Annotated in this window: 23 protein-coding genes; 12 read left to right on the top strand and 11 right to left on the bottom strand. The window is 63.9% G+C overall.

The features are described from left to right. The first annotated feature begins 100 nt into the window (after nt 1–100). The 7 genes from TQ29_RS20240 to TQ29_RS06890 are packed head-to-tail and all read left to right on the top strand — an operon-like array spanning nt 101 to nt 4,623. Nucleotides 101–391: a hypothetical protein gene (locus TQ29_RS20240; RefSeq protein WP_157445536.1), complete on the top strand. Its 291-nt coding sequence runs from the start codon at nt 101–103 to the stop codon at nt 389–391. Next, entirely contained in the window at nt 388–1,563 is a 1,176-nt protein-coding gene (locus tag TQ29_RS06915; protein WP_054538561.1) for an alpha/beta fold hydrolase, read from the top strand. The genes TQ29_RS20240 and TQ29_RS06915 overlap by 4 nt, the downstream gene beginning before the upstream one ends. Then, on the top strand, nt 1,556–2,959 hold the full coding sequence (gene atpD, locus TQ29_RS06910) for a F0F1 ATP synthase subunit beta (RefSeq protein ID WP_054538560.1): 1,404 nt from the start codon (nt 1,556–1,558) through the stop codon (nt 2,957–2,959). Before TQ29_RS06915 ends, atpD begins: the two co-directional genes overlap by 8 nt. After that, entirely contained in the window at nt 2,956–3,399 is a 444-nt protein-coding gene (locus tag TQ29_RS06905) for a F0F1 ATP synthase subunit epsilon (RefSeq protein WP_054538559.1), read from the top strand. Before atpD ends, TQ29_RS06905 begins: the two co-directional genes overlap by 4 nt. After that, nucleotides 3,396–3,683: an AtpZ/AtpI family protein gene (locus TQ29_RS06900; protein ID WP_054538558.1), complete on the top strand. Its 288-nt coding sequence runs from the start codon at nt 3,396–3,398 to the stop codon at nt 3,681–3,683. Before TQ29_RS06905 ends, TQ29_RS06900 begins: the two co-directional genes overlap by 4 nt. Then, entirely contained in the window at nt 3,680–3,958 is a 279-nt protein-coding gene (locus TQ29_RS06895) for an ATP synthase subunit I (RefSeq protein WP_054538557.1), read from the top strand. Before TQ29_RS06900 ends, TQ29_RS06895 begins: the two co-directional genes overlap by 4 nt. Continuing rightward, entirely contained in the window at nt 3,955–4,623 is a 669-nt protein-coding gene (locus tag TQ29_RS06890; RefSeq protein ID WP_054538556.1) for a F0F1 ATP synthase subunit A, read from the top strand. Before TQ29_RS06895 ends, TQ29_RS06890 begins: the two co-directional genes overlap by 4 nt. A 9-nt stretch (nt 4,624–4,632) precedes the next feature. On the opposite strand, the gene TQ29_RS20930 is transcribed toward TQ29_RS06890, so the two are convergent. Genes TQ29_RS20930 through TQ29_RS06875 form a run of 4 tightly spaced genes read right to left on the bottom strand, consistent with a single transcriptional unit; the run spans nt 4,633 to nt 7,007 of the window. Further along, nucleotides 4,633–4,773, bottom strand: coding sequence for a hypothetical protein (locus TQ29_RS20930; protein WP_173585956.1), 141 nt, complete (start codon nt 4,771–4,773; stop codon nt 4,633–4,635). Next, nucleotides 4,763–5,530 (bottom strand): DUF1828 domain-containing protein, encoded by a 768-nt coding sequence (locus tag TQ29_RS06885; RefSeq protein ID WP_054538555.1) that lies wholly within the window; start codon nt 5,528–5,530, stop codon nt 4,763–4,765. Before TQ29_RS06885 ends, TQ29_RS20930 begins: the two co-directional genes overlap by 11 nt. Further along, a complete protein-coding gene (locus TQ29_RS20620; RefSeq protein WP_157445535.1) occupies nt 5,527–6,015 on the bottom strand; it encodes a hypothetical protein in 489 nt (162 codons plus the stop codon). The genes TQ29_RS06885 and TQ29_RS20620 overlap by 4 nt, the downstream gene beginning before the upstream one ends. Before the next feature lie 5 nt (nt 6,016–6,020). Beyond that, on the bottom strand, nt 6,021–7,007 hold the full coding sequence (locus TQ29_RS06875; RefSeq protein WP_054538553.1) for an IS1595 family transposase: 987 nt from the start codon (nt 7,005–7,007) through the stop codon (nt 6,021–6,023). Nucleotides 7,008–7,162: 155 nt separating this feature from the next. Between TQ29_RS06875 and TQ29_RS06870 the strand changes: the two genes are divergently transcribed. Genes TQ29_RS06870 through TQ29_RS06855 form a run of 4 tightly spaced genes read left to right on the top strand, consistent with a single transcriptional unit; the run spans nt 7,163 to nt 10,520 of the window. After that, a complete protein-coding gene (locus TQ29_RS06870) occupies nt 7,163–7,408 on the top strand; it encodes a F0F1 ATP synthase subunit C (protein ID WP_037209436.1) in 246 nt (81 codons plus the stop codon). Between the two features lie 4 nt (nt 7,409–7,412). Continuing rightward, entirely contained in the window at nt 7,413–8,141 is a 729-nt protein-coding gene (locus TQ29_RS06865) for a hypothetical protein (protein WP_054538552.1), read from the top strand. Then, nucleotides 8,131–9,651 (top strand): F0F1 ATP synthase subunit alpha, encoded by a 1,521-nt coding sequence (locus tag TQ29_RS06860; RefSeq protein ID WP_054538551.1) that lies wholly within the window; start codon nt 8,131–8,133, stop codon nt 9,649–9,651. The genes TQ29_RS06865 and TQ29_RS06860 overlap by 11 nt, the downstream gene beginning before the upstream one ends. Then, complete coding sequence (locus tag TQ29_RS06855; protein ID WP_054538550.1) at nt 9,648–10,520, top strand: FoF1 ATP synthase subunit gamma; 873 nt, start codon at nt 9,648–9,650, stop codon at nt 10,518–10,520. Before TQ29_RS06860 ends, TQ29_RS06855 begins: the two co-directional genes overlap by 4 nt. Before the next feature lie 10 nt (nt 10,521–10,530). Here the strand turns inward: TQ29_RS06855 and TQ29_RS06850 are convergent, their stop codons facing one another. The 7 genes from TQ29_RS06850 to TQ29_RS06820 form a co-directional block, all read right to left on the bottom strand. Continuing rightward, complete coding sequence (locus tag TQ29_RS06850) at nt 10,531–11,601, bottom strand: hypothetical protein (protein WP_054538549.1); 1,071 nt, start codon at nt 11,599–11,601, stop codon at nt 10,531–10,533. A 5-nt stretch (nt 11,602–11,606) separates the two neighbouring features. After that, the gene (locus TQ29_RS06845; protein WP_054538548.1) at nt 11,607–12,572 is read right to left on the bottom strand and encodes an isopenicillin N synthase family oxygenase; all 966 of its coding nucleotides are present in this window, start codon (nt 12,570–12,572) and stop codon (nt 11,607–11,609) included. Between the two features lie 28 nt (nt 12,573–12,600). Then, a complete protein-coding gene (locus TQ29_RS06840; protein ID WP_054538547.1) occupies nt 12,601–13,629 on the bottom strand; it encodes a succinylglutamate desuccinylase/aspartoacylase family protein in 1,029 nt (342 codons plus the stop codon). Continuing rightward, on the bottom strand, nt 13,629–14,213 hold the full coding sequence (locus TQ29_RS06835) for a carboxymuconolactone decarboxylase family protein (protein WP_054538546.1): 585 nt from the start codon (nt 14,211–14,213) through the stop codon (nt 13,629–13,631). Before TQ29_RS06835 ends, TQ29_RS06840 begins: the two co-directional genes overlap by 1 nt. Nucleotides 14,214–14,225: 12 nt before the next feature. Beyond that, nucleotides 14,226–14,552, bottom strand: a complete 327-nt coding sequence (locus TQ29_RS06830) for a non-heme iron oxygenase ferredoxin subunit (protein WP_054538545.1) — start codon at nt 14,550–14,552, stop codon at nt 14,226–14,228. Next, complete coding sequence (locus TQ29_RS06825) at nt 14,549–15,526, bottom strand: fatty acid desaturase family protein (RefSeq protein ID WP_054538544.1); 978 nt, start codon at nt 15,524–15,526, stop codon at nt 14,549–14,551. The genes TQ29_RS06830 and TQ29_RS06825 overlap by 4 nt, the downstream gene beginning before the upstream one ends. Nucleotides 15,527–15,595: 69 nt before the next feature. Beyond that, nucleotides 15,596–16,195 carry an XRE family transcriptional regulator gene (locus TQ29_RS06820; RefSeq protein WP_037209426.1) on the bottom strand — a complete coding sequence of 200 codons (600 nt, stop codon included), beginning with the start codon at nt 16,193–16,195 and terminating at the stop codon, nt 15,596–15,598. A 312-nt stretch (nt 16,196–16,507) separates the two neighbouring features. Between TQ29_RS06820 and TQ29_RS06815 the strand changes: the two genes are divergently transcribed. Next, nucleotides 16,508–17,365, top strand: coding sequence for an amino acid ABC transporter permease (locus tag TQ29_RS06815; protein WP_144244634.1), 858 nt, complete (start codon nt 16,508–16,510; stop codon nt 17,363–17,365). Nucleotides 17,366–17,399 lie beyond the last annotated feature (34 nt).

The following is a 17,399-nucleotide window of genomic DNA, read 5'->3' as shown; positions in this document are numbered from 1 at the left end:
CAGGTTTGAAAAGATGAGTGGTCCGGAACCCGCCCCGGCCCCTGTCGCCGCGCCCCGCAGCAACGTGACGCCGCGGGGCGCGGTAGAGGCAACAGGCCTGATGAGCTACAACATCACCGGCAGGATCGGCGCGCTGACGGCGATGCTCGGCGGTCTTGATATGATTGTTTTCGCATCCGCGATTGATGGGCACGCTCCCGAATTCCGCGTGCGCCCCTGTGGCCGCTGCAATTGGCCTGGGCCGCGCCTGTCTCGGGAGCAAGCGACCGGCCTCGATGGCAGCGCGGCCCGGGTCGGGGCGGCCCCGGCGCGTGAGCAGCCGACGGTCGCAAGGCACAGTTTCGCGCCGACCCGGCCGGCCGCCCGAAAAGCAGGGGCAACCTCACGATGACCAGAACATCGAAAATATCCAAAACCGAACATTCGATCCCGTGGTTCTGGCCGATGGCCAGCGCCATTGAGATGGAGGAGGAGGACCTGCGGCTGTTTCCGGACAACATGCGTTACATCGCCGAGGCCGCGAAGATCGAAGCGCCGCCCCCGCCCGCCCGGCCCACGCCGAACCGGGTGATCCGCAACCTCGACACGATGCGCCTTCGCGACGTCTCGGGTGCCGACGCCGAGAAGACGGCCGTGCCGGTGTTGATCGACGCGCCCTACGCCGGGCGTTCGTCGACCATCGCGGATTATACAAAGGGCCAAAGCCTTGTCGAAAGCCTGCTGGCCACCGGCCTGCCCCGGGTGCCGTGCGCTGACTGGAAGCCCGCGACCCGCGCCATGCGGGATTTCGGGAGCGACACGTATCTTTCCACCCTTGATCGTGCGGTGGACGCGCTTGGCGGGCGGGTCGCGCTTGTCGGGCTTTGCCAGGGCGGCTGGCTTTCGGCGATGTACGCCTGTCTGTTCCCCGAAAAGGTGCTGGCGCTGGTACTGGCCGGATCGCGCGTCGACACCGACACGGGCAACGGGCCGATCAAGAGAATGGCGCATGAGCTGCCCCTGAGTTTCTATGAGGAAATGGTCGCCGCTGGCGGCGGTCGCATGCTGGGACAATACATGCTGGCTGGCTGGAAAGACATGCATCCGGACGAGCAGTATGTCGGCAAATTCATTGACCTGTACGCAAATATCGAAGACAATTCCTACATCCAGCGCACCGAAGAATTCGAGCGTTGGGATGAAAACCCTATCGACCTGGCAGGCCGCTCTTACCTTCAGTCCATCCAATGGCTGTTCAAGGAAAACCGCTTTGCCAAGGGGGAATTCGTGGGCCTTGGCCAGACACTCTCGCTAAAGACGATCACCTGCCCGCTCTATCTGCTCGCCGGCGCCTCCGACGACATCACGACCAAGGAACAGGTCTTTGCGGCCGAACATCTGGTTGCAACGCCAAGGGGGCATATCGTGAAGAAACTGATGCCGGGCGGGCATATTGGTCTGTTCATGGGGTCGCGGACGCTCAAGGAAGCGTGGCCGCACATCGGTGCGTGGCTTCTGGCGAACACCCGCGCCGGTGGCGCGGCGGCCGCGCCGCAAAAGACCGAAAGCGCGCCCCATGACTGACCGCGCCGAAGTCACTGCGGTACGCGGCCCGGTTCTGGATATCCGGGTCGAGGGCGAATTGCCCGCGATTCACGATGCGGTCGAGATCGGCACCGGACAGGACGCCATCTATGCCGAGGTGCAGGCGCATCTCGATACCCGCCACGCCCGTGTCATTGCCTTGCAATCGACGCAGGGGATTGCGCGCGGTGCGCCGGCCCGGCTGACCGGCGGGCCGCTGAGCGTGCCGGTCGGGTCCGCGGTTCTGGGCCGCCTTGTCGACGTGATGGGCCGGGTCGGCGATGGCAAGGGCGCCCTGCCCGCCGACGCACCGCGCCGCCCGATCCACCGGGCCGCCCCTTCGCTGTCCGACCAGCGCGGCCAGACCAAGGTCTTTTCGACCGGGATCAAGGTGCTGGACCTGCTGGCGCCGCTGGCGCAGGGCGGCAAGTCGGCCATGTTCGGTGGCGCCGGCGTCGGCAAGACCGTTCTGGTGACCGAACTCATCCGGGCGATGGTGTCGGGCTATGACGGCATATCGGTCTTTGCGGGTATCGGCGAGCGGTCGCGCGAAGGCCATGAGATGCTGCACGAGATGCACGACAGCGGCGTGCTGGACCAGACCGTTCTGGTCTATGGCCAGATGAACGAACCGCCCGGCGCGCGCTGGCGCGTGCCCCTGACCGCGATGAGCATCGCAGAGCATTTCCGCGACGAAGAAGATCGCAACGTGCTGCTGCTGATGGATAATGTTTTTCGCTTCGTACAAGCCGGGTCCGAGGTTTCGGGCCTTTTGGGGAGGATGCCGTCGCGCGTGGGTTATCAGCCGACGCTGGAAACCGAAGTCGCCGATCTGCAGGAGCGTATCGCGTCGGTCGGGCGCGCCTCCGTCACCGCGATCGAGGCGGTCTATGTGCCCGCCGACGATTTCACAGACCCGGCCGTTTCCGCGATCAGCGCACATGTGGACAGCACGGTGGTCCTGTCCCGGCAACTCGCGGCCGAGGGGATCTATCCCGCCATCGACCCCATCGCCACCACCTCGGTGCTGCTCGACCCGCAGGTGGTGGGCGAAGAACATGCCCGCGTCGCGGGCCGCATCCGCGAACTGATCGAGCACTATCAGGAACTGCGCGACGTCATCGCGCTGCTGGGGGTCGAGGAACTGGGCCGCGAGGAGCGCCTGCTGGTCGGGCGCGCGCGCCGCCTGCAGCGGTTCCTCACCCAGCCCTTTTTCGTCGCCGCCGCCTATACGGGGATGGAGGGCCGTTCCGTGCCGGTCGCCGATACGGTGGCGGGCTGTGCCGCGATCCTTGCCGGCGAATGCGACGACTGGGATGAGGCATCGCTCTACATGATCGGCACGCTGGACGAGGCCCGCGCCCGCGAGGCACAGCGCAAGGGGGCTGCGGCATGAGCGCGGCGGCCCTGACCCTGCGCGTGACCACGCCACTTGCGGTAAAGGTGGACGCGGCCGGGGTGACCTCGATCCGCACCGAGGATGCCAGCGGCGGGTTTGGCATCCGTCCAGGCCATGCCGATTTCCTGACCGTGCTGGACGCGTCGGTCCTGCGCTGGCGCGGTGCGGATCAAGCCTGGCAGTATTGCGCCCTGCGCGGCGGCATCCTGCGGGTCAGCGATGGCGCGAAGGTCGAGATCGCCTGCCGCGAGGCCGTGACGGGGGATGATCTGGCCTCGCTGGAAGCGCTGGTCAAGAAGAAGAGCGCCGATCAGTCCGACGCGGCGCGGCGCGCACGCGCCGAACAGACCCGCCTGCACACCAGCGCGATCCGCGGGCTGATGCAACGGCTCGGCCCGAACCCGGACGGCAAAGACCTTGCGGAGGATTTTCGATGACCCAACCGGACCAGGAACCGGACAGCCACCTTGCCGACGCCGCCCGACGCACACATGACCGCGAGCAGGCCGGAAAGCACGATCCCGAGCCCACGCTCGCGCGCCGCTTCGGCCAGATCGGAGTGCTGGGCTGGGTGATCGTCGGGCCGACGATCTTTGGCATCCTCCTCGGCAACTGGCTCGATCATCTGCTGGGCACGGGGGTGACGCTGACCGCGGCGCTGACCCTGCTCGGCGCGGCGCTGGGGCTCTGGTTCGCCCTGCGCTGGATGCACCAGCAATGAGCGGTGTGGTGATTTCCGCCGGATATGCCATGCTTGCGGCGCTGGCCGGCACGCTTGTCGGCTGGCTGCATTTCCGTTCCCTGCGCGCGGTGACCGAGCGGCTTGTGGCCGGGCAGCTTTCCGCGGTCACGCTTCAGATGGCGCGCATCGCGGCACTCGCGCTCTTTCTCTACGTTTGCGCCCGCTTCGGCGCGGTGCCGTTGCTGACAGGCGCCGCAGGGATCATGGCGGGGCGGGCCATCGTTCTGCGCCGCCCGGACAGGAGCCCGTCATGACCGGTTCCCCCCTTGATCTGACCTATGCCTTCTCGATCGGCGCCCTGAGGATCAGCTGGGTTGTGCTGACGACATGGGGCATCCTCGCGTTTCTTGGGCTGGGGGCGTTCGTGCTGACCCGCCGCCTCGCGATCCGGCCCAGCAAGACCCAGGCGGTGGTCGAGCTTGTGGTCGGCGCCATAGACGATCAGATCCGCGCGACCATCCCCGGCGATCCCGGCCGCTACCGCGCGTTGATCGGCACGCTTCTGCTGTTCATCCTGACGGCGAACTGGTCGTCGCTGATCCCCGGCGTGGAACCGCCCACCGCGCATCTGGAAACCGACGCGGCGCTGGCGCTGATCGTGTTCGTGGCGACCATCGGCTACGGCATCCACACACAGGGCCCGTGGGGCTATCTGAAAAGCTTCGCCCGGCCCAGCTGGGTGATGGTCCCGCTCAACCTGATCGAACAGATCACCCGCGCCTTCTCTCTGATGGTGCGTCTGTTCGGCAACGTGATGAGCGGGGTCTTCGTGGTCGGCATCGTCCTGTCGCTGGCGGGCCTTCTGGTGCCGATCCCGCTGATGGCGCTCGATCTGGTGACCGGCGCCGTGCAGGCCTATATTTTGGCGATTGTATATTTGACAAACCAAGCCCATGCAGTCGATTATAAGCCTGCGTGACAGGCCGGATCAGTCGTCGGACTTCTTGTCCGGCTTCTGCTTCGCCAGTTTGCGCAGCTTCTCGTTGAACCGCTCTTCGTCTTCGTCCGTCTCTAGCTCGCGGGCGGCTTCTTTGAACTTGTCGAGTTGGGATTTCTTGTCACTGCACATAGCGTTGCACCTTTTGAATAACTTCGTCCCTGCCACCCGACCAGACCGCCGGCGTCAGATCAGAATTGAACGCAATCTCTCGGCTCTGTTGTGTGATCGCTGCCTTGTCCAAGTTCTCGTAGATCAAGAACGGGACGACACCCGCAACGTCATGCTTTTGAACCTCCATTGAGAACAAGACCGCACGCAAAACACTCACATCGTTGGTGGCTGGGAAGATGGCGGCAACTTTTCCGCTCGGCGCACGCACCACAATGTCTACCGTGTAGTGCGGCAGCGACGGGATCAGCGCCTCAGAAAATGAAACGCGTTGCTCTGTGAACGTGTCCTCAAGGGCGCTTATCAAGTCCTCTCGAAATGTGCTCTTTACGATTTCCCGGTTGAGGAAGAGCAGATCCTGAACCCTCGTCAAAAACGTCAGAAATGGCAGAGCTAGTTTGGCAATCCGCGCTTTTTGGACCCACTCAGTGCAGAACAGTCCATCATCTTCCGACAACATGACACCGTGCTCTTCAAGCAGCCCAGACAGCAACTCCATGCGGTTCTCAGATGAAAAATCGACACCTTGCCCCTCCAGGTCAAAGAGTAGACTTCCGCTGTCTTCCAAGCGCGCACGTTCACCCTCTACCCTCGCATAGAAACTTAGGGTGTCACCAGAGAACCAAGTGACAGGCGTCGAGATCGCGTAGCCCATCGGGACTTGGCGGACCACCAAACCATCACAGAAGGCGGCGCAGATTTCTTTCTGCAAGTTCACAGTAAGCCTCCTCCTTCTGCGAATCGAAAGCGCGCTGCCGCGACGGTCAGCGCGCTTTCCTCTGTTACATTGAACGGCACCGTGCATTCACGTTTCGTGAAGACAGGCCACGCCGACATAAGATTTTTGTCCCTCAGAACACCTGGGAACGTCTCGTGAACATTACCACGGATGAGGTGACAATGCCAATTCCAATGATCTGCGTGTAGCTCGTGGAAGCATATGACTTTTAACGTTTTCCCGTCCTTCATGGCCAAGGTGGCGCGGTAGTACTCCTTCTCTTCATTGATGGCCACAAGGACTACGAATTGCTGCCGTAACGCTTGAAAAGTCACCACGCGCCATTTCCAGCCGCGCCCCAAGGACAACTTGTTTCGCGTAAGCGGGAACTTCGCTTTCGGAACTGGCCCGGTTTCCCATTTGCCGATTCTTACATCCTGTTTGTCCGCGCGGATAATGTCGGCGACGGTAAGGGGGCTATCCATTGCCATTAGACCGCGCGCACTTCTGCGTCAGCCCGCCGATACGTCAGGCGCCTACCAACCACAGCGCGCAGCGCGATCTCGCCACGCTCCACATCCTCAACACCATTGGCTTTGCGATTGTTGTAACGGAAGTCAAACTCCGCAGCATAACGGTGCAGGTGTTGCTTTCCGCAGTGCTGATAGACACCCTTCATGCCGCGCTTGAAGATGCTGTAAAAGCCCTCGACGGTATTCGTGTGGACCTCCGGGGCCTCGCGACGGACGTACTCGCCAGCGCCGTGACGGGTGAAGTCATGGCCCGCGAATTCATCGGCCAGCTTCTTATACTGGCCCGCTTCGTCTGTGTAGACCACGGCTTCGGCGGCGATGTTCTCGCGCAGGATCGGAACTAGGGTTGCGGCTTTCAGGTCGTCCACAATGATGCTCCTGGCTTGCTTGGTCTGACGGTCCACCAGTGTCAGCATTTTGTGCTTGTGTGCGTAACCACGGCCCTTCTTCTCGCCGTGGGGCTTCTTGGTGCGGTCATTGCCGATGAAGGTCTCGTCTACCTCCACCGTGCCGCCACCGCTGCCCATGGGTGTTGCCAGATCGCCAGAGCGCATACACTCGCGAATGCGGTGGGTCAGGAACCATGCAGACTTGTAGGTAATGCCCAGAACGCGATGAAGCTGGTGGCTGCTGATACCCTTCTTGCTCGACACCATCAGGTGAATAGCTTGCAGCCACAGGTGAAGCGGTAGGTGGCTTTCCTCGAAGATGGTGCCCTTGCGCACGGTGAACTGCTTGCGGCACTCACGGCACTTCCAGAGGCCGTAGCGCTCTTTTCCTTCCGGGTTCTTCTTGCTCGGCTTGGTCCTGACGCCATCAAGGCGATAGGCGCGATCCACCACGCCACAGTGCGGGCAAACCGGGCCATCCGCCCAAAGCATGGCCTCGACGTGGGCGAAGGCGGCGGCTTCGTCGTGCATGTAGGGGGCGGAGAGAACGGACATTGCGGAGACCTCTAACTTGTTGAGTTAAATATAGGCCGTCCGATTGGGTTTGTCAAATATACAATCGCCTATATTTTCGCCATCCTCGCACTCGTCTTCATCGCGTCCGCGGTCGAGGAAGACCCCGCCGAGAAGACTCAAAAGGAGCCCCAACCATGAACTACGTCGATCTTGTCAGCATCATCGCGGCCGCGTTGGCCGTGTCGTTCGGCGCCATCGGCCCGGCGCTCGCCGAAGGCAGGGCCGTGGCGGCAGCAATGGAGGCCATCGCCCGTCAGCCCGAGGCCGCCGGCACCATCTCGCGCACGCTGTTCGTCGGGCTCGCCATGATCGAGACGATGGCGATCTACTGTCTGGTGATCGCGCTGCTGCTTTTGTTCGCCAACCCGTTCGTCCAATAGCGCCATGCAGTTTGACTGGGTCACCTTCGCCCTTCAGATCGTCAACGTCCTCGTTCTTTTGGCGATCCTGCGGCATTTTCTGTTTCGTCCCGTCGCCGCGATCATCGCGCAGCGGCAAACCGAAATCGTCGCCGCGAAGGACGCCGCCGAGGCCGCGCGGGAGGCCGCCGCCAAGGCCAGGCTCGAGGCACGGGCCGAGGCCGAAAAGAACGCGACGGCGCGTCATGATATCCTTGCCGCCGCGCAGTCCGATGCAGCGGCGAAGCACAAGGATCTTGTCGAAGCCGCGCGCGCCGAGGCCACCAGGATCGTGGCCGATGCGCGGGCCGAGGCCGCGAAAGTCGTCGCCGACGCCGAGGCGGACACCCTGCGCCGCGCTCGTGATCTGGCCGAGACCATCGCCCGGAATGCCCTCTCCGCCCTGCCCGCGCCACCCGACGTGGCAGGGTTTACCAACCTGCTCGTGAAGGAACTGGCCACCATGGCCCCCGACCAGCGCAAGGCCCTGCTCTCGGGGGGCGACCTGCGGCTGGTCGCGCCTTGCGCCTTGTCGCCCGCCGATCTCGAGACAGCCAGCGCCGCCTTGCGCCCCTTCGGCATCACCGAACTGGCCGCCGATGTCGATCCGGCCCTGATCGCGGGGCTGGACCTGAAATCCGGCACCGGCATCGTCCACAACTCGCTGGCGCATGACCTGCACCGGATATCGGAGGCGCTGCGCAATGGCGACTGACCCCGGGCTCGAGGCCCTCAAGGCCCGCGTGGCCGCCGCGCAGCTCGGCCCCGAGACCGAAGAGACCGGCACGGTGACCGAAATCGCCGACGGTCTTGCGCATGTCTCCGGCCTGCCCGGCGCGCGTCTGGGCGAGGTCATTACCTTTACCGGCGGCGCGCGCGGGTTCGTGCTGAACCTCGGCGAGGCAACGCTTCAGGTGGCGTTTCTCGACTCGATGACCGGAGTCGACGCGGGCAGCACCGTGACCCGGACGGGGCAGCTTCTGAGGGTTCCGGTGGGCGCGGAACTGATGGGCCGCGTCGTGGATCCGCTCGGTCGGCCGCTTGACGATCTCGGCCCGGTCAAAACCGCCCGGACGGCCGAAACCGAACGCCCCGCCCCCGCGATCATCGAACGCGATTTCGTGACCGAGCCGGTGGCAACCGGGCTTCTGGTGGTCGATGCCCTGTTCGCCATCGGGCGCGGCCAGCGCGAGCTGATCATCGGCGAACGCGGCACCGGCAAGACCTCGATCGCGGTGGATGCGATCCTGAACCAGAAGAACAGCGACATCACCTGCATCTATGTCGCCATCGGCCAGCGTACCACTGCCGTGCGCCGCGTGATCGAGGCGGTGCGGGCCAAGGGCGCCTTTGCCCGGACGATCTTTGTGGTGGCCCCGGCCACGGCGGAACCGGGCCTGCGCTGGCTCGCCCCCTTCGCCGCGACCTCGATGGCGGAATGGGTGCGCGACGGGGGCGGCCATGCGCTGATCGTCTATGATGACCTGACCAAACACGCCGCCGTCCACCGAGAGCTTGCGCTCTTGTCGCGCCAGCCGCCGGGGCGCGAGGCCTATCCGGGCGACATCTTCTACCTGCACGCGCGATTGCTCGAACGCTCGGCCAAACTGTCGAAGGCAAGGGGCGGCGGAAGCCTGACCGCGCTGCCGATCGCAGAGATCGAGGCCGGCAACCTCTCGGCCTATATCCCCACCAACCTGATCTCGATCGCTGACGGGCAGATCGTGACCTCGGCCGCGCTGTTTGCCGGAAACCAGCGCCCGGCCGTCGACATCGGCCTGTCGGTCAGCCGGGTCGGCGGCAAGGCGCAATCGGGTGCGCTGAAGGCGGTGGCCGGACGGGTCCGGCTGGACTATGCGCAATTTCTGGAAATGAAGATGTTCTCGCGGTTCGGCGGCTTTGGCGATGCGGCGATGAAAAAGCGGCTGGAGCGGGGAGAGCGCATCGGCGCGCTTCTGGCGCAGGGGCGCTATGCGCCCTTGTCGACCGCCGCGCAGGTGGCGCTGCTGGCGGCCTTGTCCGATGGCGTGCTCGACCGCGTACCGGTTGACGGGTTTGCCGCCCTGAAGGCGACCCTCGCGCCCCTGATCGAGGCCGAGCCGCAGCTTGCCGCCTTTCGCGCGGCGCCCGACGCGGTTGATGGCACGGCGCGCGAGGCTCTGATCGGCTGCGTCAGCGCGGCGATTTCCAAACTGCCCCTCGGCCGGGCGCCCGAAACGCCATGACCCGTCCAGAGGAAATCCGTGACCGGATGGCCAACATCCGCGAGATCGAAAGCATCGTGTCGACGCTGCGCGCCCTCGCCGTTGCCCATCAGCTCGAGGCGCGCGCGCATCTCGAGGCGATCCGCGCCCATGAGGCGATCGTCGCGCAGGCGCTGTCCGCTGTCCTGTCGGGCGCGGATGCCGGCGGGCCGAAACCGACGGGCGAACCGGGCCTGACCATCGTGGTCGGGGCGGCGCAGGGCTTTTCCGGCGCCTTCGGAGAGCGGATGGCCGATGCCGCGATGGCCGAAGTCGCGGGCGGGGCCGAGCTGATGGTGATCGGCGGCCGCACCCTGAGCGCGATCGTCGAACGCGGACAGATCCCGGTCTGGTCCACCGAAATGGCGCCCCACGCGCTCGAGGTGCCAGCACTGGCCAGCCGCCTTTCCGACATCCTGTTCGAAAGGCTGGGAAAAACCTCGGGCGCCCCGGTCACGCTGTTGTTCGCGGATCCGGCAACGGCGGATCCGGCGCCGATCCGGCGCACCTTGTTTCCATTCGATTTCAGCCGGTTTCCGCCCCTGCACGGATCGCCCCCGTTGACGACGCTATCGGCATCCGCGCTCGTTTCGGCGCTGGTCGAGGAATATGTCTTCGCCGAATTGTGCGAAGCCCTGATGCTGGGCTTTTCGGCCGAGAATGCCGCCCGCGCCGCGGCGATGTCACGCGCGCAATCAAACGTGAAACGGATCGCGACAGACCTGAAGGTGGCGTTTCAGCGTGCGCGGCAAGAGCAGATGACGACGGAAATCATAGAACTGTCCACCACCACGGGCGAGCAAGCGCGCGCTGGACCCGGCGGGCATCCCGAACCCCGGCAGGATCTTTGACCTTTCGCGCCTAGAACAGATCATCCAGCGCGGGCTCGGCATCGAGGCAGTCTGCGAGGCGCGGAAAGGCCCGGGCGCGCAGGACGCCGTTCTCCCACAGGGGGACGTCGTCGACGGTGACCGTGGCATCGACCAGGTTCCAGCTGATCTCGCCCGGTGCTTCGGTGCCGCACGTGTGAAAGTGCAGCATCCGCGGATTGGAGAAGACGGTATTGGACCAGTAGTCGCGATTCTGGCCCTGCGGGCCGAAGAAGCGGCACCCGGGATGCAGGCCGGCGTGCCAGCTATGGACGACGAAAGGGTCGACGCCGAAGCGCTCCGCGACCGACATGTAATGGCCGCGGATGGCTGCCAGATCCCGGGCATCGCCCTCGAACCCCGTGATGCGGCCCTTTTCCACAATCGCCGTGACGTTGCCGGAAAGTGGCAGCACGGCCGGGACATAGGCACGGTTGCCGGTGGGGGTAAGGGAATCCGTCAGGACGACGCGGCCCGAAAAATGGATCGCCGGAACCGGGGCGGGAACGCCAAGCGGGAAGCGGCGGGTGGTGACGTCGGCGATCGCACCGTTGGCGTTGCTTGCGATGCGGGGCGCGTGCCCCTCGACCAGAGTGCCGTTCGGACAGGTGATCCGGATCGTGCGGGCAGTGAACAACACGTCGTCCACCGCCGTTTTCAACATCGTCATCGCCCTGTGCGGCGCACAGCCGAAGTCCGAGGCAAGGTCGGAGGCGTTGCGGGCATAGACCATGATCTGTCGCGGTCCGCCGTCACCGGAAAACCGGCCCTGATCGCCGAGGCGGGCGAAATAGATGATGTTGCTGGCCCGGGACAGCTTGGCAGCCACCTCGGCGGGCTGTTCCATGTCGGGCGGCAGCACTTCGCAAAACTGAACCGTCATGCCCATAAGCTGCGCCTCCAGCGCGACGGCGCTTGCGACGGCGGCATCGTACCAGCCATGGCGCGGATCTTCGTAGCAGATCACCAGAGGGTCGCCTGACTGCAGACCGCCGCAATCGCAAAGCAGATTGCGGGCCGCCGTGGAAAGAGAGACCGGATCTGGCCGGATGATGCCGTGCATGCGGGTCAGGCCTTTCGGTAGGCAAAGGCCTTGCCAAAACGCCAGATCAGATAGTCGCCGCAGGTGATCTGCGCGTTGGATGATCTGTGGCTGGCACCATAGACCTCACGCGCGTCGATCACCGTCTCCGGGTTCGGATCGAAGGCAAGAACCAGCGACATCCGCTCGCGCCCCGAGGAGTTCACAACGCGGTGCGGGGTGGACTTGTATTCGCCGTCGGTCCAGCGGGCCAGAAGGTCGGCCACGTTGACCAGCAGCGTTCCGGCGATTGGCGGCGCCTCGATCCATTCGCCGTTCACGTCTTCGACCTGCAGGCCGCCGACATTGTCCTGGCAGAGCACCGTCAGCACGCCGAAATCGGTATGCGGCCCGACGCCGAACTGTTCGGTGCCGGCCGAGGCTTCCTGCGGCGGGTAATAGACGAAGGAACAGCGCGACAGCGGCATATCGGCGGTCTTGAGAAAGAAATCCTCGGGCAGGGCAAGCCCCCGTGCGAAGCCGCGCATCAGGTGGTGGGCGACCTCGTGCGCGTGACGAAAATAGGCCATCGCGGCATCTTCGAGACCGGGCTGAAAGGCAGGCCACCTGTTGTCCCCGCGCAGGGGATGGTCATCGGGGGTGACGCCGTCGATGTCCTGGAAACCCCAGATGAAGCTTTCCTTCAGGTCGGCTTTGGCATCGTCCTGCATCCTGGCGCCGCCCTGCCCCAGCCAGCCGCGATGGCTTGCGGAGACGCGGACGGTTTCCTTGTCTGCGGCATCGGCATGGAAGAAATCGTAGGCGGCGGCGCGGGCGTCCTCGATGATGGGTTCGGGGATGCCGTGGCCCTTGACGTAGATGAACCCAAGGCCTTTGGAGGCATCATGCAGCGCCTTGGCGACGCCGGCGGGATCGGTGCCGTCGCGAAGCGGAGTGATGTCGATGACCGGGATTTCGTCGGCATCGGTCTTGCGGGCAAGGGCGTAACTCATCTCTGGCTCCTTCTACGGGCGGGCGGGATCAGGCGAGATCCGAGGCGATGAATGCCAGGAAACTGCCGGGCACAGCCCATGCGTGGCGGGTTTCGGCGAGGATCAGGCCCGGGATGCGGGCACGGATTTCGGTGGGTTTGTCGTCGGGGCAGTCGGGCCGGACGATCCAGCCCAGCAGATCGCCCGCGGCGACGCTGTCACCCGCTTGTCTGGCGGGCTGGTAAAGACCGGGCTCTGGCGCGGTGACGCGGTGACCGGCATGGGCGAGCTCGACAAGGCGCGGCGGCGCGGCAAGCGGATCGTGGCTGTCGCCCAGAACGCCAAGGTGGGTCAGGGTGCGGCGCAGGCCGGTTTCGGCGGCTTGCAGGGGTGCGATGCCGACATGGCCGCCGCCGCCGAGTTCGGCCGCGATGCACGGAACGCCCGCGGCGGTCGCCGCGCCGTTGACCGAGCGGTTGTCATTGGCGGCGCCGAGGACCCAGACGACATCGGCCCCGAAGGCGGTGGCCATCGCCAGATTGGCCGGGTCGAGCGCCCCGTCCCTGCCCCGCGCGGCCAGCGCGCAAGGCACGAACCAGGAGGCCCGCCCGCCGGAATGCAGGTCGATGACCGCATCCGCGACCGGCAGCAGGCAGGCCGAGACCAAATGGGCGATGGCCTGGGTCGGTCTCTCGTCGGGATCGCCGGGAAAGGCACGGTTCAGATTGCCACCGTCCAGCGGCGAACAGCGTGTCCCGGCCCGGCAGGCCGGCGCGTTGAGCATCGGCAGGATGATAAGCCGACCCCGGATCTGCTCGGGGTCGAGCGACTTGTAAAGACGATCCAGGGCCACGGGGCCTTCGTATTCGTCCCCGTGGACGCCGGCGAGCAACAGCACGGTGGGCCCGGGCGAGCCCACGATGCACGCGGCGGGGAACTGGTAGACGCCAAGGGGGTTCGCGTTGTCCGACCAGAGCAGCCCGAGATGACCGCCGCGCTTTCCGGGACTGGCCAGGTCGATTTCGGCCTGAATCCGGGAGGCGGTGAAATCGGGTTGCCGGAAGGACGCGGAAGGCATCAGCCCTCTGCCTTGGCATAGTAGCCGACGACGTCGCCGGCGGTGCTGACGCCAAGCCCGTTCAGCAGGCGGTTGACGTAGTTGAAATAGCCGACGATCTGGTTCGCCTCGAGGATCTGGCCGTCGTCGAGCCCGGCCTCGCGCAGGGCGGTGACATCGCTCTCTTCCATCTGCCCGGGGTTCACGGTCAGCTTTTCAGCATAGCGCATCAGCGCCAGTTCGGCACCCTCGAAGACGGCTGCGGGGTCGCGGTCATGAAGCGCCCGCCCGATCCTTGCCGCGCGATCTTCATCGCCGATGAGGTGGGCGGCGTTCTTCCAATGGTTGGCCAGCGAATAGTCGCAGTCGTTCAGGATCGAGACATAGGCGCTTATCGTTTCCTGCAGCCACATCGGGATGGTATTTGCATCGTCATGCAGCGCGGCACGATACAGGATGACATGGCCCTTCATCGTGCTCGGGCGCAGCGAGTGGACGCGCATCACGTTGTCGACGGTACCGTGCGGCGTACGGGCGAGGTTCAGGACCTCTTGCAGGGTATCGTCGGCATCCTCGTCAGCGATCATCCTGATCCAGGCAGACATGGATTTCCTTTCCTAGAGAAAAACTTGTACGCGGCTGTCAACCACACGCGCTTTTATCATCCTGAGCGGGATGCGGGCGGGCGCGGCCCTCGGCTGACCGGTGCGCGCATCGAAAAGCCCCTGGTGCAGCGGACACTCGATATATTTTCCGTCGAAATATCCGTCGCACAGATTGGCGGCCCCGTGGGTACAGCGGGCAAGGCTGACGAAGATGCCGTCGACAGTATCGAACACGGCCAGGTCGCGGCGGCCAAGGGTGACAGGCGTAGCGTCGCCCGTTTCAAGGTCGGCCAGGGCGATCAGGTCCTGCCAGGTCTTTTGATGGCCCTGCGTATTCATGCCCCGGCGATCTCTTGTTCTTGGGTCTTGTCGCTGCGGGGTCTGCGGCCGATCAGCTGCGAAATGATGTCGATATGGGCGCCGAGATAGCCGCGCGGTTCGACATAGACATAGCCTTCGAGCTTCTTGTGCAGCTTGGGAAGGGCATGGAACGGGACAGAGGCGGCGTAGTGATGTTCCGCGTGGTAGTTCATGTTCCAGCTGAGGAAAGCCAGCGGCGCCGAGATGAGGTTGGTGCGGGTATTCTCACGCATGTCGCGGACGTTGGGGCGGCCGACATGTTCGGTCAGGCGGATCCAGCGCATCACCGGCTCGCCCAGCAGTACCGGCAGCCACCAGTACCACAACGGCGCCCACCAGCCGGTCGCGAGGCACAGGATCAGGATGGCAGCGTAGAGACCAGCCATGATGCGGGCCTCCCAAAAGACAGCGTTATAGGCTTCTTTCGGCACGAAGACCTTGTCACCATCGGACATGCGGCCGGCGATATGGCGGGAGAATTCCTTGATCTTGGCCGACCAGTAGGGGACCGAAGAGATGTACCACAGATAGTTCCATAGCGAGATTGGCAGCTCGATCAGTTCCGGGTCATAGCCCTTGAGTTGGGTGTGGGTGTGATGGTCGCAATGTTCGTAGCGGAAATACTGGTGCGGCAGAGCGATGATGAAACCGCAGGCATTTCCGGCCACGTCGTTCAGCCAGCGGGTCTTGAACGGTGTGTAATGCACACATTCGTGCTGTAGTGAAAAATGGTGGACCATCAGGATGCCGTGGACGAACATCGCCGGCCATACCAGCCAGGTGCCCATGCTGAGCCAGACCAGCGTGCCGGTCACGCACAGCGCGACAATCCAGACGGCAAGGCGCCGGAAGGCGGGCCAGTTCGAACGCCGCATCAGCGCCTTTAATTCCTGCCGGGTCAGCGCGCCTTCGTTCAGCGCCTGAGTGATCGGGGTCAGCACCGCTGTGGTCATGGTCAAGCGCCCTCTGGATCTCTTGAGGGCAAATATACTAACGTGAAACTTTTATCTTCAAGGGAAAATTCACTTCGGCTTGGAAATCACCGTCAAGAAGCGTGTGGGTGCTGAATTGATACGCACCGGACCATGGGGGACGGTCGCCTCGAAGGTCAGCGTGTCACCGGATTTCAGATCGTAGACTTCGTCCCCGATGCGGTAGGATATGTCGCCTTCGATGATATGCATCAGCTCGATACCCGTGTGCTGGAATATCGGCGTCCCGGTAACCGGCTGATCCAGCGTAATCATGTAGGATTCCAGATCCTGATGATCGGTGGTGACGCGCCCAAGCTGCTTGTAGTTGTGCCCATAGGTAGATCCGGCGCGCTTGACCGATATGCCCTCTCCGGCGCGGACAAGGGACACCTCGTGGATCTCGACCGTCTCGGCGAAGAAGTTGATGATCGGAACGGCCATGGCGACGGCCAGCGCATTGAGCGTGGAGAGCGAGGCCGAGACCTGGCCGCGTTCGATCTTGGAAATCATCGGCGTCGAGACGCCGGATTTCGCGGAAAGCTCTGCCAGAGTCAGGCCGGACTGGGTCCGTTCATTGCGGACGGCCAGACCGACCAGCAGGTCAAGCCCGTGCTTTTGCGTTACGGCAGCGGTCTTTGTCTGCGGCATATCACTGTCCTTCGAATTGTCCCCAGGTTCAGAGCCGATCCGCCCGGCGAATTCAAGAGCGGGTCTCGACGCCCGCCGGGAATCGCCCCGGCGCCTGCGTGGGTGCGAAAAAATGCGCCGCGAGGGAACGCTGCGGTCAGCGGTCGCACGGTTTGACATGGCGCCTCCTCATATGATCTGCAAGCGACGGCGGCCATCTTGCACAAAAAAAAGACATCCTCTCAGTAAAACAGTTTCATGATGGGAAAATTCATAACTTGATCTAGGCTTGCTGAAACCGAGCCAATATTGATCCGAACAAAGCGAGGGGGCATGGCCACGACCGAAATCAATACCGAAACGGCTCTGCAGAGTTATGAGAGTTACGAGCGCAAGGCACGGCTAAGCCTGCGGCGCCGGAACATGTCTGACCTTGCGCTGTTCCTCGTCGGTGCGGGGGTGATCGTCTGGGGCGTCTTGGCCGGGGCCGACGCGATGCGGTATAACTGGCAATGGTACCGCGTGCCGCAGTTCTTTTATCGTATCATCGACGGAGAGCTGATCTGGGGGCCTCTGGTGCGCGGGCTGATGGTGACGCTGCAGATCACGCTGTGGGGGGCGCTGCTGGCCTTTGCTCTGGGGCTGTCTGTGGCGCTGCTGCGCCTGTCGCGGTCGTTTTCCGGGCGTTGGCTTTCGACTGTATATCTGGAAGCGATCCGCAACACACCGCTGCTGGTGCAGATGTATCTGTTCTATTTCGTTCTGTCCCCGATCCTTGGGATCGAACGGTTCTGGACCGGGGTCCTGTGTCTGGCGGTCTTCGAGGCGTCTTTCATCTCGGAGATTATCCGGGGCGGCATCCTGTCGGTGCCGAAGTCGCAGTGGGAGGCCGCATCCTCTTTGGGGCTGAAACCGTCGGTGACCTATCTGAAGGTGGTGCTGCCGCAGGCGGTGCCGCTGATGCTGCCGCCGCTCACGTCTTCGTTGGTGAACCTGACGAAAAGTTCGGCCATCGTGTCGACCATCGCGATCTTTGACCTGACCAACGAAGGCCGGAATGTGATCGCCGACACCTTCATGACATTCGAGATCTGGCTGACAGTGGCGGGGATTTACCTGGTGCTCACGGTCAGCATGTCGGTCCTTGCCGCCTGGATGGAACGACGGTCGCGCCGGTTGCACCAACGCTGAGCAACCAATCTAACCCAATTTTCAACAGGAGACT

This window comes from Actibacterium sp. EMB200-NS6, assembly GCF_001305615.1.
Taxonomy (GTDB): domain Bacteria; phylum Pseudomonadota; class Alphaproteobacteria; order Rhodobacterales; family Rhodobacteraceae; genus Actibacterium_A; species Actibacterium_A naphthalenivorans.
This window is presented reverse-complemented; position numbering and strand designations above follow the sequence as displayed.